The organism is Phreatobacter sp. (genome assembly GCF_051860605.1).
GTDB lineage: Bacteria > Pseudomonadota > Alphaproteobacteria > Rhizobiales > Phreatobacteraceae > Phreatobacter.
The window spans coordinates 90194-113083 of record NZ_JBHYDR010000007.1; the positions used below are offsets into that span (position 1 = coordinate 90194).

The window sequence follows — 22890 nt, forward strand, 5'->3', positions numbered from 1 at the left end:
TCACCGACACGATGCCGACATGGCTCGGGTCGACCCTGACCGACACGACGACGGACTGGAGGATGCGATGACGGCAGCGGCACAGACGGCATCCGCCATGATCGGCACGGCGGCGTTCGAGGTGAAGCGCGACGACCTGCGCGACACGCGCCTGGTCGGCGGCAGCATCGATGTGACGGCCGAGACGGCGGCCGGCCGCGCGGTTCTGGCGGTGGACCGCTTCGCGCTGACGGCCAACAACATCACCTATGCCGCCTTCGGCGAACAGATGGCCTACTGGAGCTTCTTCCCGGCTTCCGATGGCTATGGCCGCATCCCGGTCTGGGGCTTCGCGGACGTGGTGGCCTCGGGCGCCGAGGGTCTTGCCGCGGGCGAGCGCATCTTCGGCTACTGGCCGATGGCGACGCATTGCGTGGTGGAGCCCGCCCGCATCTCGGCGCGCCGGTTCGTCGATGCCAGCCCCCACCGGCGCGACCTGCCCCCGGTCTATAACAGCTATGAACGGGTGGCCGCCGACCCGGCCTATGCCAGGGAGCGGGAGGGCCTGCAGATGCTCCTGCGCCCGCTCTTCGCCCTGTCCTTCCTGGCGGCCGATTTCCTCGACGACAACGGCGTCTTCGGCGGCACGCAGGTGCTGGTCTCCTCGGCCTCGTCGAAGACCTCGCTCGGCTTCGGCCATGCGATGCAGCGTCTCGCCCGCCCCGGCATCCGCGTGGTCGGCCTGACCTCGCCGGGCAACCGCGCCTTCGTCGAGGCCTCGGGCGCCTATGACGCGGTGGCGACCTATGACGCGATCGACGGCTTCGATCCCTCGGTGCCGACCGTCTATATCGACATGGCCGGCGGGGCCGCCCTGCTCACCCGCATCCACACCCGGTTCGGCGACAACCTCGTCTATTCCTGCCGGATCGGCGGCACGCAATGGGAGGATCTGGCCGGCCGCATGGACCTGCCGGGCGCCCGGCCGAAATTCTTCTTCGCGCCCGACCAGATGGTGAAGCGCCATGGCGACTGGGGTCCCGGTGGCTTCGACACGCGCTTCGGCGAGGCCTGGCAGAGCGTGCTGCAACCCGCTTCCGGCTGGCTCGCCATCGTCGACGAACGCGGACCGGACGCGGTCGAGCGGCGCTATCGCGAGACGCTGGAGGGCCGGGTTCCGCCGGACCAGGGCCTCGTCCTCTCGCTGGCGGACTGAGCCGGGCCCGCAGCGGCTGTCCGACCCAGCGCGGCCGCTGCGCACGATTTCGGTCACAAAGCCGCAATTTGTGATGATCGCGCCGCCTCGACCGTCTTGACCTTCCGCCGCGCCCGATGCACGCAGTTTGCTGCGACATCACGCCACAGACCGCGCATGCAGGTGCCATGGCGCGCATGCGGGGACCATGGGGATGACCACCGTTCCACAGCCCGTCGAGTTCGACATCGCGCGCGAGGAGACCTTCGTCCCCGCGCTCGGCGAGACCCATTCGGCGCGCGCCAAGGCGATCCTCAAGGCCCATCCGGAGATCCGTGAGCTGATCGGCCGCAACCCGTGGACGGCGGCGCTGACCGCCCTCATCGTCGGCACGCAGTTCGCGGTCGCCATCGGCTTCGGCCTTGCGGGCCTGTCGTGGTGGTGGCTGGCGCTGATCGTCGCCTACGGGTTCGGGGCCTTCCTGACCCATGCCCTCTACGTCGTCATCCACGACGCCACCCACAATCTCATCTTCCGCAACCGCTTCCTGAACAGGGTGGTGATCCTGGCCGCGGACCTGCCCATGGTCCTGCCCGGCGGCATGGGCTTTCGCGCCTGCCATTTGTCCCACCATGCCCATCTCGGCGACTTCGACCGCGACACGGACATCCCCTCCGACTGGGAGGCGCGCATGATCGGCCGTTCGACCTGGCGCAAGGCGTTGTGGTTCTTCTTCTTCCCCGTCTTCCAGGCGCTGCGCGTCGTGCGCGTGCGCGGGGTGGTTCCCACCGACGGCTGGGGGATCGCCAACGTGGTGGTGAACTTCGGCACGGTCGCGCTCGTCTGGTGGCTGGCGGGGCCGGCGGCGGTGCTCTACCTGTTCGCCTCGTTCTGGTTCGGAATCGGCCTGCACCCGCTCGGCGCGCGCTGGGTGCAGGAGCATTTCACCGGTGACGACCAGCACGACACGGCCAATTACTACGGGCCGCTGAACACGATCGCCCTCAATATCGGCTACCACAACGAGCACCACGATTTCCCGTCCATCCCGTGGAACCGGCTGCCGGAGGTGACGCGCATCGCCCCGGACGACTACCTGAACCTGCCCAGCCATTCGTCGTGGACAAGGCTGATGGTCGAGTTCATCACGGACCCGAAATATTCGCTCTGGACGCGGACCGTGCGCCCTGAGCCGGGCGAGGTGCAGCCCGCCGGGGTGTGAGGGGGCGGCCCCGGCCAGGTGGCGCGACCGGGCCGGGTCGGATCGCCGAGGGACTTCCCTGCATAGGGGTTCATGCGTCCTTCGAGGCTCGCCCTTCGGGCTCACACCTCAGGATGAGGAAGTCTGGGGCCTGCATCCAGCAAGCGAAGCTCGGGCGCACTCGCCGATCTGCCCGATGCCATGCACAACCATCCTCATCCTGAGGTGCGAGCGAAGCGAGCCTCGAAGGACGCACCGTCTCTGTGCAGGACTATCCGAGGGGCCAAAATCCCCCCGGCCTACCGGATCGACTGCGTGCCGATCAGCGCGAAGCGCAGGCGCGAGGAGATCTGGTCGATGATGGCAACGGTTGCGAGGATCATCAGGATCAGCGCCGAGACATGCTGGTATTCCAGCACGCGGATCTGCTCGGCCAGATGCAGGCCGATGCCGCCTGCCCCGACAATCCCGATGATCGTCGCCGAGCGGGTGTTGCTCTCGAAGAAATAGAGCACCTGGCTGCCCATCACCGGCAGCACCTGCGGCAGCAGGCCGAAGCGGATGCCGGCGAGATTCGAGCCACCGGTGGAGGCGACGCCCTCCGATGCCTTGCGGTCGGCCGCCTCGATCGCCTCGGAGAACAGCTTGCCGAAAATGCCGAAATTGGAGGTGACGAGCGCGAGCACGCCGGCAAAAGGGCCGAGGCCGACGACGCTCACCCAGATCAGCGCCCAGATCAACTCGTCGACGCCGCGGATCGTGTCCAGGAAGCGCCGCGACAGGAAATGGATGACGACATTCGGGATGACGTTCCGGGCGGCCAGGAAGCCGACCGGAAAGGCCAGGATGGCGGCGGTGAACACGCCGAGGAAGGCGATCGCCACCGTCTCGGCCAGTGCATGCAGATAGACGAGGAGCTTCGACCAGGTGCCGGTGGAGGGCGGGATCATGAACCAGACGAACTCGCCGAGCCGGCCGACCCCGTTCACCAGCCGCACCGGGTCGAGGCCGAGGCTCGCAATGCCATAGGCGAGCACGCCGAGCATGGCCGCGACGATCAGGACCGGCCTGATCCGCTGCGCCGCCGGAGGGCGGAAGATCGCCGCATGGCGGGCTTCCAGCCCTGCCCGGTCGGCCAGCGCCGCCTCGCGCACCGGATGGGTCATCACCGGCCTCCATCCATGCTGATGAACCGGTGGCGGAGCTTCTCGGTCAGAAGATCGATGACCATGACGGTGGCGATGATCAGCACCAGGATGGCCGAGACATCCGAATAGTAGAACTTGCGGATCGCCTCGACGAGGTCCTGGCCGATGCCGCCGGCCCCGACGAAGCCCATGACGGCTGCGCCGCGCACATTGATCTCGAAGCGCAGCAGGGCGTAGCTGACATAGTTGGACAGGACCTGCGGCAGCACGGCGAAGCGCATGCATGCGGTCCAGGTGGCGCCGGTCGCCTTCAGCCCGTCGACCGGCTTCATGTCGACATTCTCGGCAACCTCGGCGAACTGTTTGCCAAGCGCGCCGAAGGTGTGGATGGCGATGGCCAGCACGCCCGGCACCGGACCGAGGCCGAAGGCAACCACGAAGATCAGCGCGAAGACGATCTCCGGCACGGTGCGGCAGAACTCGAGCCAGCGCTTGGCGGCGATCCTGATCCAGGCATCGGGCATCAGGTTGCGCGCCGAGAGGAAGGAGAACAGGAAGCCGCCGGCCGCGCCGATCAGCGTGCCGACATAGGCGATCATCAGCGTCTCGAACAGGAGCTTCGCCCATTTGTCGAAGCCCCACATCCATTCGGTGATGTCGAACAGCACGAACCGGCCGCTGGCCGGGCCCTGCTCCAGCGTGAAGATGCGGGCGATGTAGTCGGTGAACCGCCAGAGATTGGCGAAGAAGGTCTGCGGCCGCACCTCGGCGACGAAGCCGGCGACGATGAAGCAGGCGACGAACAGCACCAGTCCGACGACGAGCATCCGCCGCTTCTCGGCGAGCGCCGAGCCATAGGCCCGTTCGAGCGCCTGAAGCTGGGGCTCGGGCAGACGGGGAACGGCTGTGGACATGGGGGCTGCCGGAAAAGCGGAAGGGATCAGCTGCGCCGGCGGCGCATCTGGTCGATGAAGCGCGTCAGGTCGACCATCACCTGATAATCCTCGGTCTTCACCGGCTCGTAGCGGGTGGCATTGCCGTCGCTGATGCGCAGGAACGCCTCGCGGCCCTTCTCGGCCGCATCCAGGAAGGCCTGGCGCACTGCGGCCCGCATCGGCTCGGGCATGGCGCGCATCATGGTGATCGGCGAGCCGGGGATGAGATCGGAGCGGAACACGATCCGCACGTCCTCGGCCTTCACCATCCCCTTGGCGGCCATGCGCAGGAGGTTCGACTCCCGCTCGGTGTTCCACCAGTTGAAGGCGGCATCGCAGGTGCCCTGCATCAGGCCGACCACGGCGTTCTCGTGGCTGCCGGCATAGACCACCTTGGCAAAATGCGTCTCCGGCACGATGCCGAGCCTGTTCAGCGCAAAGCGCGGCACATTGTTGCCTGAAGCCGAGTTCGGATCGACCAGGCAGAGATTGCGGCCGGCAAGATCCTGCACGGTCCGGGCGCTGTCGCCGGTGCGCACGTAGAGCACGGAATAATAGCCGATAGCGCCTTGCGAATTGGCCATGGTGACCAGCGGCTCGACGGCCCCCTCGGTGACGATGGCGGCCCGCGCATAGGCCGACGGCCCCAGATGCGCGAAATGGACCTGGCCGGTGCGCAGGCCCTCGATCACCGCCGCATAGTCATTGGCGATGCGCAGCGTCACCTTCACGCCGAGTTCGCTGGAGAGATAGGCGACGAAGGGACCGTAGCGGTCCAGCACGCCGCCGGAATTCTCCGAGGGGATGATCGAGAAGACCAGCTCCGGATGGGTCCGGCGCCAGTCATTCGCGAGGACGGGCGCCGCCAGAGCCAGCGTGGCAGCGGCTGCAAGGACGAGGCGGCGCGCGAGCATGGCGGCTCTCCGTCGATCAGGCGGGATCAGGAGCGGGCGCGGCGCATCTGGTCGACGAACTTCTGCAGTTCGACGATGGTCTCGTAATCCTTGTGGGTCACCGGATGAAAGCCGCGATCCTTGCCGTCGGACAGGCGTTCGAAGGCGGCCTTGTCCTTCTGGGGTGCCTCGATGAAGGCCTTCAGGATGGCGGCCTTGGCATCGGCCGGCAGGGCGGTCAGCCAGGCATAGGGCGAACCGGCGATCAGGTCCGACTTGAAGATGATCTTGAAGTCCTCGGGCTTGACCATGCCCTTGTTGACCATGCGCGAGAAGTTGGAGTCCTGTTCGGAGTTCCACCAGTTGAACGCGCCGTCACAGGTGCCCTGCAGGACGGCGGTGATGGCGTTCTCGTGGCTGCCGGCATAGACAACGCGTGCGAAGTGCTGGTCGGGATTGGCGATGCCCATCCGGCTCATGGCGAAACGGGGCACGTTGTTGCCCGACGTCGAATTGGGGTCGACCAGGCAGAGGTTCTTGCCGCGCAGGTCCTGGATCGAGGCGGCGGGATTGTCCGCGCGGGTGTAGAGGACGGAGTAATAGCCGGTCGAACCATCTGAATTGATCGTCGTCACGAAGGGCTCGACGCCGCCATTGGTCACGGTCCGGGCCCGCACATAAGACGACGGGCCGTGGAAGCCGATATGGATGTTGCCGGCCCGGTGACCCTCGATCACCGCCGCATAGTCATTGGCGATGCGCAGCGTCACCTTCACGCCGAGTTCGCGGCCGAGATAGGCGCAGAACGGCTCCATGCGGCCGGTCAGGCCGGAGGCGTTCTCGGCCGGCACGACGGCCATGACCAGTTCGGGAAAGCGGGCCTGCCAGCCCGACTGGGCGGAGGCGCTGCCGGCGGCAAGCGGCAGGCCGGCAAGGCCGGCAACGATCTGGCGGCGATCGAAGGTCATCTGTCTCTCCTGAGACGGGGTGGAAGCGTGAAGGATCAGGCCGGCACGGCGTCGGCGAGCACCGGCCCCGCAGCCGGAACCGGCGTGTGGCTGTCGATGACGTCGCCGGCCTCGATGCCGTAAAGCTCGCGGGCGGCGGCCTCGGTCAGCGTCTGCGGCGCGCCGTCGAACACCACCCGGCCCTGCGCCATGCCGACCAGCCGGTCGCAATAGGATTTGGCGAGGTCGAGCGAGTGCAGGTTGCAGACGACCGTGATGCCGTAATGGCGATTGATCCGCTGCAGCGCGTCCATGACGATGCGCGTGTTGCGCGGGTCGAGCGAGGCGATCGGCTCGTCGGCGAGGATCAACTGCGGCTCCTGGACCAGCGCCCGGGCAATCGCCACGCGCTGCTGCTGGCCGCCGGACAGGCTCTCCGCGCGCTGGGCGGCGAGCGAGGCGATGTCGAACTGCTCCAGCGCGGAGAGCGCGATGGCCTTATCCTCGGCGGTCCACATCTTGAAGAGGGCGCGGGCCTGGCCGACATGGTTCAGCCGGCCCATGAGCACATTGGTCAGCACGTCGAGCCGGCCGACCAGGTTGAACTGCTGGAAGATCATGGCACAGGACTGGCGCCAGTCGCGCAGGGCGGCGCCGGAGAGCTGCGTCACGTCGCGGCCCTCGCAGAGGATGCGGCCCTCGGACGGTTCCTGCAGCCTGTTGATCATGCGCAGGAGGGTCGACTTGCCGGCGCCGGACCGGCCGATAATGCCGATGAAGGCACCGCGCGGCACCTCCAGCGAGACTTCGGAGACGGCCGTCTTGGCTCCGAAACGCCGGGAGATCCGATCGATGGTCAGCATTCCTGGCTCCTGTCAGGGACCAGCCGGCAAAGGTCTAGACCTTCACGGCTGCGTTCCGCTGTAGGCCAGGCCAATTACAGTTTTGTGACGCTTCTTTCCTTCTCAACAGAAGTGATCGACCGGATGATTACTTGGTTCTTGTCATCGAAATGTCATGCCTGTTTCATCTGCACAGACGAGCGCCAGCAACGCTGATTTCATCGCCCAAACTCCCATCCGGATGCCATCCCCATGAGCACGCTCGGTCCCGAACCGTCGATCCATCCCACCGCCCGCGTGAGCAGGTGCCGCTTCGGCGCCTATACCGAGATCGGTCCGCTCTGCGCGCTCTCCGAGGTGACCATGGACGACTATTCCTATGTCGCGCAGGGCGCCCAGTTCGACATGGCGGCCATCGGCAAGTTCGCCTCCATCGCGGCCTTCACCCGCATCAATCCGGGCAACCATCCGATGGAGCGGGCGAGCCAGGCGCATTTCCAGTATCGAGCCTCGAAATACTGGGACGGCGAACCGGACGAGGCGGACTTCTTCCAGTGGCGGCGCGAGCATTCCGTCACCATCGGCCACGACGTGTGGATCGGCCACGGCGCGGTGGTGCTGGCCGGCCGCACGGTCGGCACCGGCGCGGTGATCGCGGCAGGCGCCATCGTGACGAAGGACGTGCCGCCCTATGCCATCGTGGCCGGCAACCCGGCCCGCCTCATCCGCATGCGCTTCCCCGAAGCCATCGGCGCGCGGCTGATGGCCCTTGCCTGGTGGGACTGGGACCACGAACGGCTGCGGCAGGCGCTGCCGGACTTCCGCACCCTGCTGGTGGAGGCCTTTCTGGAGACGCACGGCGGCTGAGGCGAGGTCTCAGGGCCGGTGGCAGAAGAGCCGCTCGTAGAGACCGGCATCCTGCCCCACGGCCTGCCATGCGGCGCGCGCCTCCTCGTCGAGGGGAATGGCAATGTCGGCGGGCCGCGCCGCACGGCGCACCATGTCGGTGGCGGCCTCCCAGGTCCGGCCCTGCCGGACCTGCTCCAGAATCACGGACATGATGTCGAGGCGCCTGCGCTCCACCGCCGTGGCTGGCGCCGGCAGGGCAGGATGGGCCTCGACCATCAGGTGCTCGGGCGCGCGCGCCTGCGTGCCTCCCCGGCTCGCGTCCTGACCTGTGGCGGGCGGCGCCCTCAGGCTGGCAATCGTCTGGGCAAGGCTTGCCGCGCGCAGATAGGCGCGAACCGCAGGATCGGGGTCGAGGCGGCCCGTCGTCGCCGGGTCGCCCGCGACGCGGCCGAGATAGCAGCGCCAGTGCTGTGCCGGGGAGATGATCTGGGCAGTGAAGCCGGACCGAACGCGGCGCAAGACGTCCGGATCGACCTTTACGAAGATGCGGGGCGCGGCGCCGGCCTCCGACCGCAGCCGCATGATGCCGGTGCCTGCCGTGGCCTCGCCCTCGACCTGCCAGCGGGCCCGTGCCGGCAGGATGCGGGCGCGGATATCCCGGTCCGTCTCGGCGCCATCGGCGGTGAGGGACGTGCTGGTCAGGCCGGAGAAGGTCAGCGCGCCGCCCGACACCGCAACGGACCCCTGAACCAGCATCTGGGCGTCGCTGCACAGGCTCCCATCCCGGCACTGGGATGCTTCGGGCGTCGTGAACATCATCATGCGGGACTGGAAGCGCCCCTGCCCGTCGATGATGAGCAGTTCCTCCATCGCCAGGATCATGCCGGCGTCCCACAGCGGCGGGAAGGCGACGGTATCGACAGACAGCCACCAGCCGGCGAGATGGTCCGCGCCGCGGAACTCGGCCCTAGAAGATGCCGATGACAGCAGCAGCCCGACACAGGCGAGCAGGCCGAGAAGGAACTTGGAAACCCGATGCATCAGCAATCTCCGGTGTGGCCTGCCGACAATGCGGTGCCCGCCAGCGGAATCCAACCCCGGACTGCCGATCCGCCTGCGGCCTTGCGGCACGGCGCCGCCCTGATCCAGCGCTATCGGCCCGCCATGGCCTGCCGCTAGATTGGCGCCGCCCTGCTCCCCAGCCGAGAGGCCCTGCGCGTGTCCGTCTATCGTCTCGATCGGTTCTTCGCGCCCCGCTCCGTCGCCATTGTCGGCGCCACCGACCGGCCGCGCTCCATGGGGTCGGCGCTGATGGCCAACATGGCCCGAGCCGGCTTCTCCGGCCCGCTCTGGCCGGTCAATCCCAAGCACGACACGGTGGCGGGCCTGAAGGCCTTCGCCTCGCTCGCCGAACTGCCCTCGGTGCCCGACCTGGTCGTGCTCGCCACCCCCGGCCCGACCATTCCCGGCCTGGTCGAGGAGGCTGCGCTCAAGGGCGTGCCGACGGCCGTGGTCATCTCCGCGCTGGAGCGTGACGGCTACAGGCGTGCCGCCGGCCGGCTCGATGCCTCCGTGCGCGCCACCGGCATCCGCCTCGTCGGGCCGAACTGCTTCGGCGTCATCGCCCCGCACGGCAGGCTGGACGCGAGCTTTTCGTCACGCGCCGCGCGGCCGGGGCACCTCGCCTTCGTCTCGCAGTCGGGAGCCATCGCGGCCGCCCTGCTCGAATGGGCCGACCAGCGCAAGATCGGCTTTTCCGGCGTGGTCACGCTCGGCGACCAGCTCGACGTCGATCTCGGCGACAGCCTGGACTATTTCGCCGGCGACTACCGCACGCGCGCCATCCTCGTCTATGTCGAGGCCGTCACCGACGTGCGCAAGTTCATGGCCTCGGCCCGCGCGGCCGCGCGCTCCAAGCCGGTGGTGGTGCTGAAATCCGGCCGCAGCCAGGCAGCCGCGAAGGCGGCGCGCTCGCATACGGGCGCACTGGCCGGCGCCGACGAGGTCTATGACGCCGCCTTCGCGCGCGCCGGCCTCGTGCGCGTCAACGACCTCGACGAACTGATCGCCGCCGCCGAGACCCTGTCCCGCTATCCGGGCTTTCGCGGCGACCGGCTCGCCATCGTCACCAATGGCGGCGGCCTCGGCGTGCTGGCGGTCGATGCGCTCAGCAGCCAGGGCGGGGCGCTGGCCGACCTGTCGGAGGCCACGCTGAAGCGGCTGGACGGAGCGATGCCCGCCACCTGGTCGCGCGCCAATCCGGTCGACATCATCGGCGATGCCGATGCCGCCCGCTACGAGGCAGCCATGGAGGCGGTGCTCGACGACCCGGCTGCCGATGCCGTCCTCGTCATGAACTGCCCGACCGCTTTGCTGCCGAGCCGCGAGGCGGCCGACCGCGTCGCCGCCGTGGTCGCGGCGCGGCGGCAGCACCGCAAGCCGGTCTTCGCGGTCTGGCTCGGCGACCAGGAGGAGGCGACAGGCACCTTCGCCAAGGTCGGCGTGCCGAGCTATCCGACCGAATCGGAGGCGGTGCGCGGCTTCATGCATCTCGTCCGCTACCGGCGCGGGCAGGACGCGCTGATGGAGACGCCGGAAAGCGCCGAGATCGTTGCGCCGGCCGACCTTGCCAGCCTGCGCGATGCCATCGCCGCCGAGATGAAGGCCGGTCACCGCTGGCTCGGGCCGGTGCTGGTCGACCGCATCCTGACGGCCTATGGCATCCCGACCGTGCCGGTGCGGGCCGCGACGACGCCGCAGGAGGCCGGCGCGGCGGCTGCGCCCTTCCTCGCCGGAGGGGCCGCCTGCGCTGTGAAGATCCTGTCGCCCGATATCGTCCACAAATCAGATGTCGGCGGCGTCAGGCTCGGCCTTGCCACCCGCGAGGCGGTGGAACAGGCGGTCGCCGACATGCTGGCGCGCATCGCGGAGCGCCAGCCGAAGGCCCGGATCGAGGGCGTCATCGTCCAGCCCATGGTGCACCGTCCCGCCGCCATCGAGCTGATCGCCGGGCTTGCCGACGACCCGACCTTCGGCTCGGTCATGCTGTTCGGCCGCGGCGGCAAGGCGGTCGAGCTCATCCGCGACCGGGCGCTGGCGCTGCCGCCTCTCGACCTGCGGATCGCCCGCGACATGATCGCGCGCACCCGCATCTCCCGCCAGATGGCCGGCTATCGCGACGTGCCCCCGGTGGACCAGCAGGCCGTGGCCGGCGTGCTGGTGCGCCTGTCGCAGCTTGCCGCCGACCTGCCGCTCATTGCCGAGATTGACATCAACCCGCTGATCGCCGATGCCACCGGCGTGCTGGCCCTCGACGCGCGCATCGCCATCGGCGCCCCGCGCGCCGAGCGGCTGACCCGCGGCGGCCATCCGCGCTTTGCCATCCGTCCCTATCCGAAGGAATGGGAGCGCGAGGTGACCACCGATGCCGGCTTCACCTTCCGCATCCGCCCGGTGCGGCCGGAGGACGAGGACCTGTTCCGCACCTTCCTCGAACGGGTCGATCCCAACGACGTCCGCCAGCGCTTCTTCGCGCCGGTGAAGGAGTTCTCGCACGCCTTCATCGCCCGCCTGACCCAGATCGACTATGCCCGCTCCATGGTGCTGGCCGCGCTCGACCGGGACACCGGCGAGATGCTCGGCGCGGTGCGCCTGCATGCCGACCCCGACAATGCCGATGCCGAATTCGCCGTCTTCGTCCGCTCCGACCTGCAGGGCCGCGGCCTGGGCCTCACGCTGATGCGGCTCATCATCGACTATGGCCGTGGCCAGGGCATGCGGCGCATCGTCGGGCAGGTGCTCGCCGAAAACACTAGGATGCTGTCGCTTGCCCGCGACCTCGGCTTCCGCGCCTCGACCGACCCCGGCGATCCGGGCCTGCAGAAGGTGGTACTGGACCTGAAGGGCTCTGGACAGGCGGCGTGAGCCATGCCCTGCTTGGGCCGTTCATCCCCCGGAGCCGTCCCATGAGTGCAGAAACCGTCACCGTCACCGACAATCCCGATGCCCAGCGTTTCGAGGCGGTCATCGACGGCCACACGGCATTCGCCGAATACCGGCTGATCAAGGGCGCCATCATGTTCACCCATACCGAGGTGCCGCAGGCGCTCGGCGGACGCGGCATCGGCTCGGCACTGGTGAAGGCGGGGCTGAAGGCGGCGCGCGAGCGCGAGCTCAAGGTCATGCCGGTCTGCCCGTTCTTCTCGGCGTATTTCGGCAAGCACCCGGAGGAGCGCGACCTGCTGCACCCCTCCTACCGGATCGCGCTCGGGCTCTGAGGCTCCGCTTCAGATGCCCAGATAGGCCTCGCGCACCTTCGGGTCGTCGAGCAGCGCCCGGCCCGCACCCTCATGGGTGATGGCGCCGGTCTCGATGACATAGCCACGGTCGGCGATGGCAAGCGCCGAGACCGCGTTCTGCTCGACCAGCAGCACGGTCAGCCCGCGCGCGCGCAGCGCGACGATGGCCGCGAAGACCTGCTCGACAAGGATCGGCGCCAGCCCCATCGAGGGCTCGTCGAGGAGGATCAGCTTCGGCCGCGCCATCAGCGCCCGTCCGATGGCGAGCATCTGCTGCTGGCCGCCCGACAGGCCGCCGGCGGCGAGCGCCCGCTTCTCGCGCAGCACCGGGAAATCGGCATAGACCGTCTCCAGGTCGGCCGCGATATCGCCATCGCGCCGCGACCAGGCGCCGAGCCGCAGATTGTCCTCCACCGACAGCGGCGCGAAGACCTGCCGCCCCTCCGGCACCTGGGCGATGCCGAGCCCGACACGCCGCCAGGCGTCGATGCGCTCGACCGGCTCGCCCCGGAACCGGATGGTGCCGGCACTCACCGGCTGGACGCCGGAAATGGCCCGCAGCAGCGTGGTCTTGCCGGCGCCGTTGCCGCCGACCAGCGTGACGATCTCGCCCTCGGCCACCGTCAGCGAGACACCGTGCAGGGCCTCGATGCGGCCATAGCCGGAGCGCAGGTTGGCGACCTCAAGCATGGTTCGCCTCGCGCGCGCCCTGCCCGCCGAGATAGGCGCGGATCACATCCGGATGGACGCGCACCTCGGCCGGCGTGCCCTCGGCCAGCGGCCGGCCGTGATCGAGCACGAGGATGCGGTCGGAAATCTTCATGACCAGCTTCATGTCGTGCTCGACCAGCACCACGGCGATGCCCTCGCGGGCGATCTGATGGATCACCCGGTCGATCTCCTCGGTCTCCACCGGGTTGCAGCCGGCTGCCGGCTCGTCGAGCAGCAGCGCACGCGGTTCGGTGGCGAGCGCCCGTGCGATCTCGAGGCGCTTGAGCGCCCCGTAGGAGAGCGAGCCGGCCGGCGTATCGGCCTCGGCGGCAAGCCCGACGCGGGCCAGCAGGGCGAGGGCTGCCTCCCGCGTCGCCCGGTTCTGGCGTGCCACGGAGGGCCAGGAGAACAGATGGGCGAGGATGCCGCGCGCCTCGTGCAGGTGCCGCCCCACCATGACGTTCTCTGCCGCCGTCATGCGGAAGAAGATCTGCAGGTTCTGGAAGGTGCGCGACAGGCCGCGCCGCGCGAGCAGGTGCGGCTCCATGGCGGTGACGTCCTCCCCGCCCAGCCGCACGCGCCCGGACTTCGGCAGGTAGAGGCCCGAGACCATGTTGAACAGCGTGGTCTTGCCGGCGCCGTTCGGCCCGATGATGGCGAGGATCTGCCCGGCTTCCACGCGGAACGACACGTCGTCCACCGCCGTCACGCCGCCGAAGGCGATGCCCAGCCCCTCGGCCGCAAGGATAGCGGTCATGGCCACCTCCGGCCGATCAGCGCGACCAGCGTCGGCACGATGCCGGCGCGCAGGAAGATCATGAACACCATGATGAGGGCGCCGACCATGATGTGCTTGTAGTCGGACAGGAAGGTGAGCGTCTGCGGCAGCACCACGATGACCAGCGTGCCGACGACCGAGCCGACGATGGACCCCATGCCGCCGACCACCACCATGGTCACCAGTTCCACCGAGCGGAGGAAGCCGGCGGCATCCGGCGTGATATGGCCGTCGAAGAAGGCCAGCAGGCTGCCGGCGACGGAAGCGAACACCGCCGAGACCACGAAGACGGTCAGCTTGTAGCGGGCGACGTCGACACCGACCACGCGCGCGGCCACTTCCGAATCGTGGATCGCCCTCAGCGCCCGTCCCGTCGGGCTGTCGACCAGGTTGAGCGCGATCCAGGCGGCGAGGATCATCAGGCCGCCGCCGATCCAGTACCAGGTGTCCGAGCCGCGCACCGGCCAGTCGAGGATGACGAGGCGCGGCACGCGCATGCCGTCCGGCCCGCCGGTGAGCCATTGCTCGTTGGTCAGCACCATGGCGATGAGGATGCCGAAGCCGAGCGTGGCGACGGCGAGGTAATGGCCGCGCAGCCGCAGGATCGGCCGGCCGGCCAGCCAGGCGATCAGCGCCGAGGCGCACGCGCCCACCGCCATGGCGGCAAGGCCGTGGAGCCCGTAGCGCGAGGGCAGGATCGCCGCCGCATAGGCGCCGATGCCGATGAAGCCGGCATGGCCGAGGCTGACCTGGCCCGCATAGCCCATCAGCAGGTTGAGGCCGATGGCGGCGATCGACAGGATCCAGACGATCGCGCCGACCCGGTAGTAGAAACCGGAGGGGAAGAACAGCGGCGGCACGGCCACCATCAGCGCCAGCACGAGGAGCGTGACCAGCCTGGCCGGCACGGTGCGGGCGGAACGGCCGCCGGCAGCGGCGGGCGGATCGGAGGCGGCCGGCACCATGGTCACACCCGCTCGATGCGGGTGCGGCCGAACAGGCCGTTGGGCATGATGAACAGCACGGCGAGGATGACCACGAAGGCCACCGCGTCCTTGTATTGCGAGGAGATGTAGCCGGCGCCGAAGGCCTCCAGCAGGCCGACCGCCAGCCCGCCGACCACCGCCCCGACGGGATTGCCCATGCCGCCGAGCATGGCCGCGGCAAAGCCCTTCAGCGCCAGCAGCGTGCCGACATCGAAGCTGGTCAGGGTGATCGGCGTCACCAGCACGCCGGCGACCGCCCCGATGGCCGCCGAGACACCGAAGGAAAAGCCGATCACCAGCCCGGTATTGATGCCGGAGAGCTGGGCCGCTACCCGGTTGGCGGCGGTGGCGATCACCGCCTTGCCGAACAGCGTGCGCTCGATGAAGGCCCACATGAGCACGACGATGACCACGGCACCCGCGAGCACGACGAGGCTCTGCGGCAGCACCGAGGCGCCGGCGATCTGGATCGGGTCGGACCCGAACCAGTGCGGCAGCTGGTGGAAGCGCTTGTCGAAGACCACCGAGGCGACCCCGCGCAGGAAGATCGAGGCGCCGATGGTGATGATGATGAGGGTGACCGCCGAGGCGCCGCGCGCCGGGTCGATGGCCAGCCTGTAGAGCGCCAGCCCCACCAGCGTGGTCGTGGCGATGGCGATGAGCGCGGCAAGCGGGACCGGCACCCCCGCAAGGCCGAGGAAGACCGTGGTCATGCCGCCCAGCATGACGAATTCGCCCTGCGCGAAATTGACCACGTCCGAGGCGTTGTAGATCAGCGTGAAGCCCAGCGCGACCAGCGCATAGACGGCGCCGACGGTCAGGCCGGAAAAGGCGAACTGGAGGAATTCGGCCATCAGCGCTCAGGGGGCCTGTCAGGGGGTGGATTCATTGACGGGACGGGCATCGGTGGTGCGTCCTTCGAGGCATGACCGGGTCAATCGGGCATCGTCCTGGCCATGGAGTGGCACGACGGCTGGATCCCCTTCCCTCGCCCTTGGGGCTCGCCGGGGATGACGGTGCAAACCTGTCCGTCATCCCCGGCCGAGCGAAGCGAGGGGAAGGGGATCGAGCCCATCCTGCAGGGCACCCCCTCATCCTGAGGTGCGAGGCGGTAGCCAAGCCTCGAAGGACGCAAGGCCCCGGATTGCAGGACGGGCACCACGGCCGGCCACCCGGCCATGGCGCCAGTGGCGCTCAGCTGCCGCCGGCTGGCACGATGGTCCAGTCGCGGTTGCGGATCTCCAGCATCCGGAAGGCCGTCAGGTCGAGGCCCATATGGTCGGTCGGGCTCATGTTGACCACGCCCGCCGTGCCCATGAAGCCGCGCGTGCCCTCGATCGCGTCGCGGATCTTGCGGGGATCGATGGAGCCGGCCCGCTTGATCGAGTCCACCAGGATCATCAGCCCGTCATAGGCATGGCCGCCGAAGGTGGAGACCGGCTGGCCGGTCTTCTGTTCGAAGGTGCGGGCATAGTTGAGGACGACCTGCTTCTGCGGGTCGCTGTCGGGCAGGACGCTGGCCACCAGCAGCGCCGAGGCCGGCAGGCGCACGCCATTGGCGGCATCCCCCGCCAGGTCGATGAACTGCTTCGAGGCCACGCCATGGCTCTGGTAGAGCGGATGCGGCACCTGGAGCTGGCGATAGTTGCGGGTCACGATGGCCGGACCCTGTCCGAAGCCGGCATTGACCACCGCCTGGACGCCCGCCTTGTTGCGGATATTGGTGAGCTGCGGGGTCATGTCGGAATCGCGTGGGCCGTAGCGCTCGACATGGCCGACCGTGATGCCGTAGCGCGGCGCCACCGCCAGGCACTGCTCGTGCATGGAGGCGCCGAAACCGTCCGTGCCGGAGATCATCGCGACCGTGGTGAGGTTCCGCCGCTTGAGATCCTCGAAGATCTTCTCGCAGGCCATCCGGTCGGTATGCGGCGTCTTGAACACATAGGACCTGACCGGATCGATGATCTGGATGGCCCCGGCGAGCGAGATGAACGGGATACGCGCCTCCTCGAACAGCGGGATCATCGCCATGGTGGTGCCGGTGGTGGAGCCACCGACCATGGCCACGATCTTGTCGTCCTCGATCAGGCGGGTGGCGAAGGTGCGCGCCTGATTGGCGTCGCCGCCGTCGTCATAGACGATCAGCTGCAGGCGCTGGCCATTGACGCCGCCGGCCGCGTTGATCTGCTCGACATAGATTTCGAGCGTCTTCTTCGACGGATCGCCGAGGAAGGAAGCCGGTCCCGTGACCGAGAGCACGGCGCCGATCCTGATCTGGGCCTGGGCAGCGGCCGGTGCGAAGGCGATGAGCGCTAAGGCCGCGGCGCCTGCGAAGACACGTCGGGTCCAACCCGCCATGGCAGTTCTCCCTGGGTTCGTCGTTTCCTGACCGCGGGCTTCGGGAGCTCCTGTGCCGGCCCCGATTGACACCGCGCGTCTGCCCCGTATTTAATTAACCAACCGCCCGGTCAGTCAAGTGGCCCAACGGCGGATCGCAACAAGACGGACGGCCGGCGCCATCGCGACGGGCCGCCACGACAGGGAAACGCTGGAGGCGCCGATGGACGGCACGGATGTGCGCGTCGAGATCGCGGACGGCTATCGCGTCCTCACCCTGAACCGGCCGGACAAGCTGAACGCCTTCACCGGCGCCATGCACCGCCAGCTGAAAGCCGCCCTCGACACGGCCGATCACGACAGGGCCTGCAGGGCCCTGCTGATCACCGGCGAGGGTCGCGGCTTCTGCGCCGGGCAGGACCTCGCCGATCCGGACATCCAGCCGCTGCCCGGCGACCCGCCCGATCTCGGCGAGACGCTGGAGAAGAACTACAACCCGCTGATCCGCCGGCTGCGCAGCCTGCCGATCCCCGTGGTCTGCGCGGTCAACGGCATCGCCGCCGGGGCCGGCGTGTCGCTGGCCCTTGCCGCCGACGTGACGCTGGCGGCCCGCTCGGCGAGCTTCGGACAGGCCTTCGTGAAGATCGGCCTCATCCCGGATTCGGGCGCGACCGCCCTGCTGCCGCACCTCATCGGCCCGGCGCGGGCCAGGGCCTGGGCGATGACCGGCGAGACCATCAGGGCGGAGACGGCGGAGGCCTGGGGCCTCGTCTGGAAGGTCACCGACGATGCCGACCTGATGACCGAGGCGCGCGCGCTCTGCGCCCGCTTCGCATCCGGCTCCGCCTCCGGCCTCGACGGCATCAAGCGCGCCTTCGAACATGCGGCCCGGGCGAGCCTCGACGCCCAGCTCGACTACGAGCGCGACGAGCAGCGCCGGCTCGGCCGCAGCCGCGACTATCAGGAGGGCGTGGCCGCCTTCATGGAGAAGCGCCGGCCCGTCTTCGGGGGCCGGTCGTGACCGACGCACCGGACGGCGCGGCGGTGGACCGGGACGCGCTGGCGCGCGAGGCCTCGGCCGCCATGTGGGCCGAGGACAATGCCAGCCGCGCGCTCGGCATGACGCTGGTGGAGGCCGGCCCCGGCCGCGCGGTGCTGACCATGGCGGTGACCGCCGCGATGACCAACGGCCACGGCATGTGCCATGGCGGCTATATCTTCACCCTCGCCGACAGCGCCTTCGCCTTCGCCTGCAACAGCCACAACACCCGCACCGTGGCGCAGCACTGTGCGGTGACCTTCCTTGCCCCCGGCAGGCTCGGCGACATGCTGACCGCCACCGCCCGCGAGATCAGCCGGCAGGGCCGCTCCGGCATCACCGACGTGACCGTGACCAATGGCAAGGGCGAGACCATCGCCGTGTTCCGCGGCCATTCCCGTTCCCTCGGCGGGGCGATCGCCACCGCCCTGCCCGCGCTCTGACCGACCGGAGGCCCCATGCTGGACCGGACGCGCTATCAGCCCCTCGTCGATCCCATCGAGGTCGCCTCGCGCGACGAGATCGCCGCCCTGCAGACCGAGCGGCTGAGATGGTCGCTCGCCCACGCCTACGACAACGTGCCGGCCTACCGGGCGAAATTCGAGGCGGCCGGCGTCCATCCCTCCGACTTCCGGCGGCTGGAGGATCTGGCCAGGTTCCCCTTCACCACCAAGGCGGACCTGCGCGACAACTACCCCTTCGGCCTGTTCGCCGTGCCGCAGGACCGCGTCGTGCGCGTCCATGCCTCCTCAGGCACGACCGGCAAGCCGACCGTGGTCGGCTATACGCAGAAGGACGTCGACACCTGGGCCGAGGTGGTCGCCCGCTCCATCCGCGCCTCCGGCGGGCGGCCGGGCATGAAGGTCCATGTCTCCTACGGCTACGGACTGTTCACCGGAGGGCTGGGCGCCCATTACGGCGCGGAGAAGCTCGGCTGCATGGTCATCCCCGTGTCGGGCGGCATGACCGAGAGGCAGGTCCAGCTGATCCAGGATTTCGCCCCCGAGATCATCATGGTGACGCCGAGCTACATGCTGGCCATCCTCGACGAGTTCCGCCGCATCGGCGCCGATCCGCGCGCCACCTCGCTGAAGGTCGGCATTTTCGGGGCCGAGCCCTGGACCAATGCCATGCGCCACGAGATCGAGGGAGCCTTCGCCATGGACGCTGTCGACATCTACGGCCTGTCCGAGGTGATCGGGCCGGGTGTCGCCAACGAATGCGTGGAGACCAAGGACGGCCTGCATATCTGGGAGGACCATTTCTATCCGGAGGTGATAGACCCCGTGACCGGGCGCGTTCTTCCCGACGGCGAGACGGGCGAGCTCGTCTTCACCTCGCTGACCAAGGAAGCCATGCCGATCATCCGCTACCGCACGCGCGACCTGACCCGGCTGCTGCCCGGCACGGCGCGGTCGATGCGGCGGATGGAGAAGGTGACCGGCCGGTCCGACGACATGATGATCGTGCGCGGCGTCAACGTCTTCCCCAGCCAGATCGAGGAGAAGATCCTCACGCTGCCGGAACTCTCCGCCCACTATCTTGTCGTGCTGACGCGGGACGGCCGGATGGACGAGATGGACATCCATGTCGAGGCCCGGCCGGAGATCGGCGACCATGACGCGCGCGAGCGGGCGGGCGCCCGCCTCGCCCAGTCGGTCAAGGACACGATCGGCATCTCGGCGGCGGTCACGGTCGTCGCGCCCGGCACGCTGGAGCGATCCGGCGGCAAGGCGAGGCGGGTCCTCGACAAGCGCCCGAAGGACTGAAGCCTTGGCCAGACCCCGTGCCGCCGACTATGACGACAAGCGCCGGCAGCTCCTTCACGCCTGCGCCGACCTGTTCGCGCGCCAGGGCTACGACCGCACCTCGATCAACGACATCGCGGCCGCCTGCGGGGTCTCCAAGGCCCTGATCTATCATTACTATCCGAACAAGGAGCAATTGCTCGTCGACATCATCCGCCGGCATCTGCGGCATCTGCTCGGCTCCGTCGAGGCAGCGGCCGCCGGCGCCACCGACCGGGACCGGCTGTCCGCCATCGTCGCCGCCCTGCTCGAGGCCTACCGGGACGCCGATGCCCTGCACAAGATCCAGGTCAACGAGCTCGCGCGCCTGCCGGCAGGCCCCCAGGAGGAACTGAAGGCGGTCGAGCGGCAGCTCGTCGCCATCTTCTCCGACGCCCTCGTCCATGCCGTGCCGGCGCTGGCCGGCTCGGCCCTGCTCAAGCCGGTGACCATGTCGCTGTTCGGCATGCTCAACTGGCACTACATGTGGTTCCGCCCCGACGGCCCGATGAGCCGGGAGGCCTATGCCGATCTCGCCACCCGGCTGATCCTTGCAGGCGCCCGCGACCTGGTCGAGACCGGGCGGCGCGTGGCGGCCGAATAGCGCCACCGCCGACCTTGCCGGCCTCTCGCGGACGCGCGACAGTCTCGCCATGGCGACCTATGCGACATCGCTGACCCGGCCGGGCCTGCGCGGCATCCTGACGGGCACGCTGGCGGTGCTCATCGCCGCGCTGATCCTGTCGGTGACGGCGGTCGTGGTCTGGACCACCACCCGCGAGGCGCAGCAGTCCATCGGGCGCTCGCTGGGCGACCTGGCCGCCTTCATGCGCGAGGCGCTGGAAAGCGATGTCTATGAGCGCTGGCGCTCCATGCGCACGTTCGCGACCCTGCCCGCCTTCACCCGTCCGGAGGGGTCCTATCAGGGCCGCCGCGTCATCCTCGACCGGGTCAAGTCGAATGTCGACGAGATCCTCTGGATCGGCTTCGCCGATCTCGACGGCCGCGTCACCACCGCATCGGGCGGTGTCGGCGAGGGAACCGACGTCTCGGCGCGCCGCTGGTTCCGGGTCGCCCGAGACCTTGCCGCGCCGGCCAGCGGAGAGGTCCAGCGCCCGACCATCCAGACCACCCCCGGCGAGCGGGTGGTCGAGATCGGCGTCCATGTCCGCGATGCCTCCGGCCAGTCCGCCGGCATTCTGGGCATGCTGGTCAGCTGGGACTGGCTCGGCCACCTGCGACGGTCGCTGATCGAGCGCTCCAGGGACCGGCAGTCGGACCTTGAGGTCATCGTGCTCGATCAGGAAGGCCGCGTCGTTGTCGGCGACCAGAACCATCTCGGGGCCGACCTTGCCCGCCGTGTTGCCGAGCGCGCCGATGGCTTCGAGGTCGATACCCTGCCCGATGGGCGGGTCATGGTGGTCGGCACCAGCAGGGCGGCCGGAGGGCGCGGCATCGACGGGCTCGGCTGGCAGATCGTCGTCACCTCCTCGGCAACCGTCGCCTTCGCACCCGTCAACACGTTGCGCTGGCAGATCGTCGCGGCCGGCGGCACCGTCGGGCTCATGGTGCTGATCGCCGGCTGGTGGGTCGCCGGCCGCATCGCCAGCCCGATCCAGGCGATTGCGGCCCGCGCCGACCGTGTCGGCCTCGCCGGGGCGCTCGACGGGGTGACCATCGAGGTGCCCGATTCCTCGTCGAAGGAGGTGGTCTCCCTCGCCGCCTCCCTGCAGGGGATGATCGACCGCCTGGCGGACAACGAGGAGGCGCTGCGCCATCTCGCCAGCACGCTCGAGAACCGCGTGGCCGACCGCACGGCGGAACTGGAAACCGCCAATCACGAACTGGCGCGGGCGCGCGACGAGGCGGTGGCCGCCACCACGGCCAAGTCGCGGTTCCTGGCCGCGGCCAGCCATGACCTGCGCCAGCCCCTGCACGCGCTTTCCCTCTTCGCCGGTGCCCTTTCGCGCCGCGTCCACGCCGAGGAGCCGCGCCGCATCCTCGCCGACATGGAAACCGCGCTCGGCTCCCTGCAGGCGATGTTCGCGGCCCTGCTCGACGTCTCGCGCCTCGATGCCGGCATCGTCCAGGCCGAAACGCGCGTCTTCGTGCTGGGCGACCTGCTGGAGCGCGCCAGCGCGGATTTCCGCGCCCAGGCTGCGGCCCTCGGGCTCTCCTTCCGTCTGGTCTCGACCCGCGGGGCGGTGCTCAGCGACCCGGTCCTTCTGGAGACCGTGCTGCGCAATCTCGTCGGCAATGCGCTGAAGTTCACGCCGACCGGCAGCGTTCTGGTCGGTGTCCGGCAGCGGGGCGACCATCTGGTTCTGGAGGTCCACGACACCGGCCCCGGCGTCGCGGAGCCGGACCGCCAGCGCATCTTCGAGGAGTTCGAGCGCTCGCGGCAGTCGGCCCACGGCCAGAACGACGGCCTCGGACTTGGCCTGTCCATCGTCCGCCGGCTCTGCGACCTGCTCGGCCACCGCGTTTCGGTGGGTGGGCGCCCTGGCCGCGGGACCGTCTTCCGGGTGGAGCTTCCCCGCGCCGTCGTGCCGGCGGCGACGCCGACGCCCGGCCACCGGCCGTCGGTCTCGCTGATCGGCCGCAACATTCTCATCCTCGACGACGAGCCGATGATCGTGGAGGCGCTCCGGCGGACGCTCGCCGACGACGGCGCGAAGGTCATCGCCGCCCACTCGGCGGAGGAGGCAACGGCCGCCTTGTCGGGGCCTGGCAGTGTCGATCTTGCCGTCATCGACCTTCATCTGGAGCGCGGCATTGACGGCCTGGACCTCGTCCGCTCCTGGCTGAGCGGCCCCGCCGGCCCTTTCCCCGCCCTCATCGTGACCGGCGCCACCGACCCGGCGACCCTTGCCCGACTGCAGGCCAGCGGCTTCGCCTGGATGACCAAGCCGGTCGCGGCGCCCGCCCTGCGCGAGAAGATTGCCGAACTAGTGGCAGCCTGATC

General features: G+C 69.2%; 21 protein-coding genes. 10 read left to right on the plus strand and 11 right to left on the minus strand.

Annotated elements, in window-relative coordinates; genetic code table 11:
• Window positions 1-19: 19 nt before the first annotated feature.
• Both ACTIFS_RS13815 and ACTIFS_RS13820 read left to right on the plus strand, forming a co-directional pair.
• Window positions 20-1195 (plus strand): DUF2855 family protein, encoded by a 1176-nt coding sequence (locus tag ACTIFS_RS13815; RefSeq protein ID WP_439574693.1) that lies wholly within the window; start codon window positions 20-22, stop codon window positions 1193-1195.
• A 193-nt stretch (window positions 1196-1388) separates the two neighbouring features.
• On the plus strand, window positions 1389-2396 hold the full coding sequence (locus tag ACTIFS_RS13820; protein WP_439574694.1) for a fatty acid desaturase: 1008 nt from the start codon (window positions 1389-1391) through the stop codon (window positions 2394-2396).
• A gap of 278 nt (window positions 2397-2674) precedes the next feature.
• Here the strand turns inward: ACTIFS_RS13820 and phnE (ACTIFS_RS13825) are convergent, their stop codons facing one another.
• The 5 genes from phnE (ACTIFS_RS13825) to phnC are packed head-to-tail and all read right to left on the minus strand — an operon-like array spanning window position 2675 to window position 7161.
• A complete protein-coding gene (gene phnE / locus ACTIFS_RS13825) occupies window positions 2675-3541 on the minus strand; it encodes a phosphonate ABC transporter, permease protein PhnE (protein WP_439574695.1) in 867 nt (288 codons plus the stop codon).
• On the minus strand, window positions 3541-4437 hold the full coding sequence (gene phnE, locus ACTIFS_RS13830) for a phosphonate ABC transporter, permease protein PhnE (protein WP_439574696.1): 897 nt from the start codon (window positions 4435-4437) through the stop codon (window positions 3541-3543). The genes phnE (ACTIFS_RS13825) and phnE (ACTIFS_RS13830) overlap by 1 nt, the downstream gene beginning before the upstream one ends.
• A gap of 26 nt (window positions 4438-4463) precedes the next feature.
• Window positions 4464-5372 carry a phosphonate ABC transporter substrate-binding protein gene (phnD, locus tag ACTIFS_RS13835; RefSeq protein ID WP_439574697.1) on the minus strand — a complete coding sequence of 303 codons (909 nt, stop codon included), beginning with the start codon at window positions 5370-5372 and terminating at the stop codon, window positions 4464-4466.
• Between the two features lie 26 nt (window positions 5373-5398).
• The gene (gene phnD, locus ACTIFS_RS13840; protein ID WP_439574698.1) at window positions 5399-6319 is read right to left on the minus strand and encodes a phosphonate ABC transporter substrate-binding protein; all 921 of its coding nucleotides are present in this window, start codon (window positions 6317-6319) and stop codon (window positions 5399-5401) included.
• 35 nt (window positions 6320-6354) lie between these two features.
• Complete coding sequence (phnC, locus tag ACTIFS_RS13845; RefSeq protein WP_439574699.1) at window positions 6355-7161, minus strand: phosphonate ABC transporter ATP-binding protein; 807 nt, start codon at window positions 7159-7161, stop codon at window positions 6355-6357.
• A 231-nt stretch (window positions 7162-7392) separates the two neighbouring features.
• On the opposite strand from phnC, the gene ACTIFS_RS13850 reads away from it, so the two are divergent.
• Window positions 7393-8007 carry a chloramphenicol acetyltransferase gene (locus tag ACTIFS_RS13850; RefSeq protein ID WP_439574700.1) on the plus strand — a complete coding sequence of 205 codons (615 nt, stop codon included), beginning with the start codon at window positions 7393-7395 and terminating at the stop codon, window positions 8005-8007.
• Between the two features lie 9 nt (window positions 8008-8016).
• On the opposite strand, the gene ACTIFS_RS13855 is transcribed toward ACTIFS_RS13850, so the two are convergent.
• Window positions 8017-9030: a hypothetical protein gene (locus ACTIFS_RS13855; RefSeq protein ID WP_439574701.1), complete on the minus strand. Its 1014-nt coding sequence runs from the start codon at window positions 9028-9030 to the stop codon at window positions 8017-8019.
• A 177-nt stretch (window positions 9031-9207) separates the two neighbouring features.
• Between ACTIFS_RS13855 and ACTIFS_RS13860 the strand changes: the two genes are divergently transcribed.
• Together ACTIFS_RS13860 and ACTIFS_RS13865 are read left to right on the plus strand one after the other, a co-directional pair.
• Entirely contained in the window at window positions 9208-11913 is a 2706-nt protein-coding gene (locus ACTIFS_RS13860; RefSeq protein WP_439574702.1) for a bifunctional acetate--CoA ligase family protein/GNAT family N-acetyltransferase, read from the plus strand.
• A gap of 41 nt (window positions 11914-11954) precedes the next feature.
• Window positions 11955-12266 carry a GNAT family N-acetyltransferase gene (locus ACTIFS_RS13865; protein WP_439574703.1) on the plus strand — a complete coding sequence of 104 codons (312 nt, stop codon included), beginning with the start codon at window positions 11955-11957 and terminating at the stop codon, window positions 12264-12266.
• 9 nt (window positions 12267-12275) lie between these two features.
• Here the strand turns inward: ACTIFS_RS13865 and ACTIFS_RS13870 are convergent, their stop codons facing one another.
• The 5 genes from ACTIFS_RS13870 to ACTIFS_RS13890 all read right to left on the minus strand — a co-directional run bounded on the left by ACTIFS_RS13870 (window position 12276) and on the right by ACTIFS_RS13890 (window position 17120).
• The gene (locus ACTIFS_RS13870) at window positions 12276-12977 is read right to left on the minus strand and encodes an ABC transporter ATP-binding protein (protein WP_439574704.1); all 702 of its coding nucleotides are present in this window, start codon (window positions 12975-12977) and stop codon (window positions 12276-12278) included.
• A complete protein-coding gene (locus ACTIFS_RS13875; protein ID WP_439574705.1) occupies window positions 12970-13755 on the minus strand; it encodes an ABC transporter ATP-binding protein in 786 nt (261 codons plus the stop codon). Before ACTIFS_RS13875 ends, ACTIFS_RS13870 begins: the two co-directional genes overlap by 8 nt.
• Window positions 13752-14645, minus strand: a complete 894-nt coding sequence (locus ACTIFS_RS13880) for a branched-chain amino acid ABC transporter permease (RefSeq protein WP_439574821.1) — start codon at window positions 14643-14645, stop codon at window positions 13752-13754. Before ACTIFS_RS13880 ends, ACTIFS_RS13875 begins: the two co-directional genes overlap by 4 nt.
• A 98-nt stretch (window positions 14646-14743) precedes the next feature.
• On the minus strand, window positions 14744-15616 hold the full coding sequence (locus ACTIFS_RS13885) for a branched-chain amino acid ABC transporter permease (RefSeq protein ID WP_439574706.1): 873 nt from the start codon (window positions 15614-15616) through the stop codon (window positions 14744-14746).
• Between the two features lie 340 nt (window positions 15617-15956).
• On the minus strand, window positions 15957-17120 hold the full coding sequence (locus ACTIFS_RS13890) for an ABC transporter substrate-binding protein (RefSeq protein WP_439574707.1): 1164 nt from the start codon (window positions 17118-17120) through the stop codon (window positions 15957-15959).
• Window positions 17121-17322: 202 nt separating this feature from the next.
• On the opposite strand from ACTIFS_RS13890, the gene paaG reads away from it, so the two are divergent.
• From paaG to ACTIFS_RS13915, 5 genes are all read left to right on the plus strand, one after another.
• Entirely contained in the window at window positions 17323-18120 is a 798-nt protein-coding gene (paaG, locus tag ACTIFS_RS13895; RefSeq protein WP_439574708.1) for a 2-(1,2-epoxy-1,2-dihydrophenyl)acetyl-CoA isomerase PaaG, read from the plus strand.
• A gap of 62 nt (window positions 18121-18182) precedes the next feature.
• On the plus strand, window positions 18183-18581 hold the full coding sequence (gene paaI, locus ACTIFS_RS13900) for a hydroxyphenylacetyl-CoA thioesterase PaaI (RefSeq protein ID WP_439574822.1): 399 nt from the start codon (window positions 18183-18185) through the stop codon (window positions 18579-18581).
• A 15-nt stretch (window positions 18582-18596) separates the two neighbouring features.
• The gene (gene paaK, locus ACTIFS_RS13905; RefSeq protein WP_439574709.1) at window positions 18597-19907 is read left to right on the plus strand and encodes a phenylacetate--CoA ligase PaaK; all 1311 of its coding nucleotides are present in this window, start codon (window positions 18597-18599) and stop codon (window positions 19905-19907) included.
• Window positions 19908-19911: 4 nt separating this feature from the next.
• A complete protein-coding gene (locus tag ACTIFS_RS13910; RefSeq protein WP_439574710.1) occupies window positions 19912-20529 on the plus strand; it encodes a TetR/AcrR family transcriptional regulator in 618 nt (205 codons plus the stop codon).
• Complete coding sequence (locus ACTIFS_RS13915; RefSeq protein ID WP_439574711.1) at window positions 20477-22888, plus strand: hybrid sensor histidine kinase/response regulator; 2412 nt, start codon at window positions 20477-20479, stop codon at window positions 22886-22888. The genes ACTIFS_RS13910 and ACTIFS_RS13915 overlap by 53 nt, the downstream gene beginning before the upstream one ends.
• The last annotated feature ends 2 nt before the right edge of the window (window positions 22889-22890 follow it).

Coding starts and splice junctions, on each gene's coding strand:
- ACTIFS_RS13815 (WP_439574693.1), top strand. CDS start 20: ATGGCTCGGGTCGACCCTGACCGACACGACGACGGACTGGAGGATGCG.
- ACTIFS_RS13820 (WP_439574694.1), top strand. CDS start 1,389: ATGACCACCGTTCCACAGCCCGTCGAGTTCGACATCGCGCGCGAGGAG.
- phnE (WP_439574695.1), bottom strand. CDS start 3,541: ATGACCCATCCGGTGCGCGAGGCGGCGCTGGCCGACCGGGCAGGGCTG.
- phnE (WP_439574696.1), bottom strand. CDS start 4,437: ATGTCCACAGCCGTTCCCCGTCTGCCCGAGCCCCAGCTTCAGGCGCTC.
- phnD (WP_439574697.1), bottom strand. CDS start 5,372: ATGCTCGCGCGCCGCCTCGTCCTTGCAGCCGCTGCCACGCTGGCTCTG.
- phnD (WP_439574698.1), bottom strand. CDS start 6,319: ATGACCTTCGATCGCCGCCAGATCGTTGCCGGCCTTGCCGGCCTGCCG.
- phnC (WP_439574699.1), bottom strand. CDS start 7,161: ATGCTGACCATCGATCGGATCTCCCGGCGTTTCGGAGCCAAGACGGCC.
- ACTIFS_RS13850 (WP_439574700.1), top strand. CDS start 7,393: ATGAGCACGCTCGGTCCCGAACCGTCGATCCATCCCACCGCCCGCGTG.
- ACTIFS_RS13855 (WP_439574701.1), bottom strand. CDS start 9,030: ATGCATCGGGTTTCCAAGTTCCTTCTCGGCCTGCTCGCCTGTGTCGGG.
- ACTIFS_RS13865 (WP_439574703.1), top strand. CDS start 11,955: ATGAGTGCAGAAACCGTCACCGTCACCGACAATCCCGATGCCCAGCGT.
- ACTIFS_RS13870 (WP_439574704.1), bottom strand. CDS start 12,977: ATGCTTGAGGTCGCCAACCTGCGCTCCGGCTATGGCCGCATCGAGGCC.
- ACTIFS_RS13875 (WP_439574705.1), bottom strand. CDS start 13,755: ATGACCGCTATCCTTGCGGCCGAGGGGCTGGGCATCGCCTTCGGCGGC.
- ACTIFS_RS13880 (WP_439574821.1), bottom strand. CDS start 14,645: ATGGTGGCCGTGCCGCCGCTGTTCTTCCCCTCCGGTTTCTACTACCGG.
- ACTIFS_RS13885 (WP_439574706.1), bottom strand. CDS start 15,616: ATGGCCGAATTCCTCCAGTTCGCCTTTTCCGGCCTGACCGTCGGCGCC.
- ACTIFS_RS13890 (WP_439574707.1), bottom strand. CDS start 17,120: ATGGCGGGTTGGACCCGACGTGTCTTCGCAGGCGCCGCGGCCTTAGCG.
- paaG (WP_439574708.1), top strand. CDS start 17,323: ATGGACGGCACGGATGTGCGCGTCGAGATCGCGGACGGCTATCGCGTC.
- paaI (WP_439574822.1), top strand. CDS start 18,183: ATGTGGGCCGAGGACAATGCCAGCCGCGCGCTCGGCATGACGCTGGTG.
- paaK (WP_439574709.1), top strand. CDS start 18,597: ATGCTGGACCGGACGCGCTATCAGCCCCTCGTCGATCCCATCGAGGTC.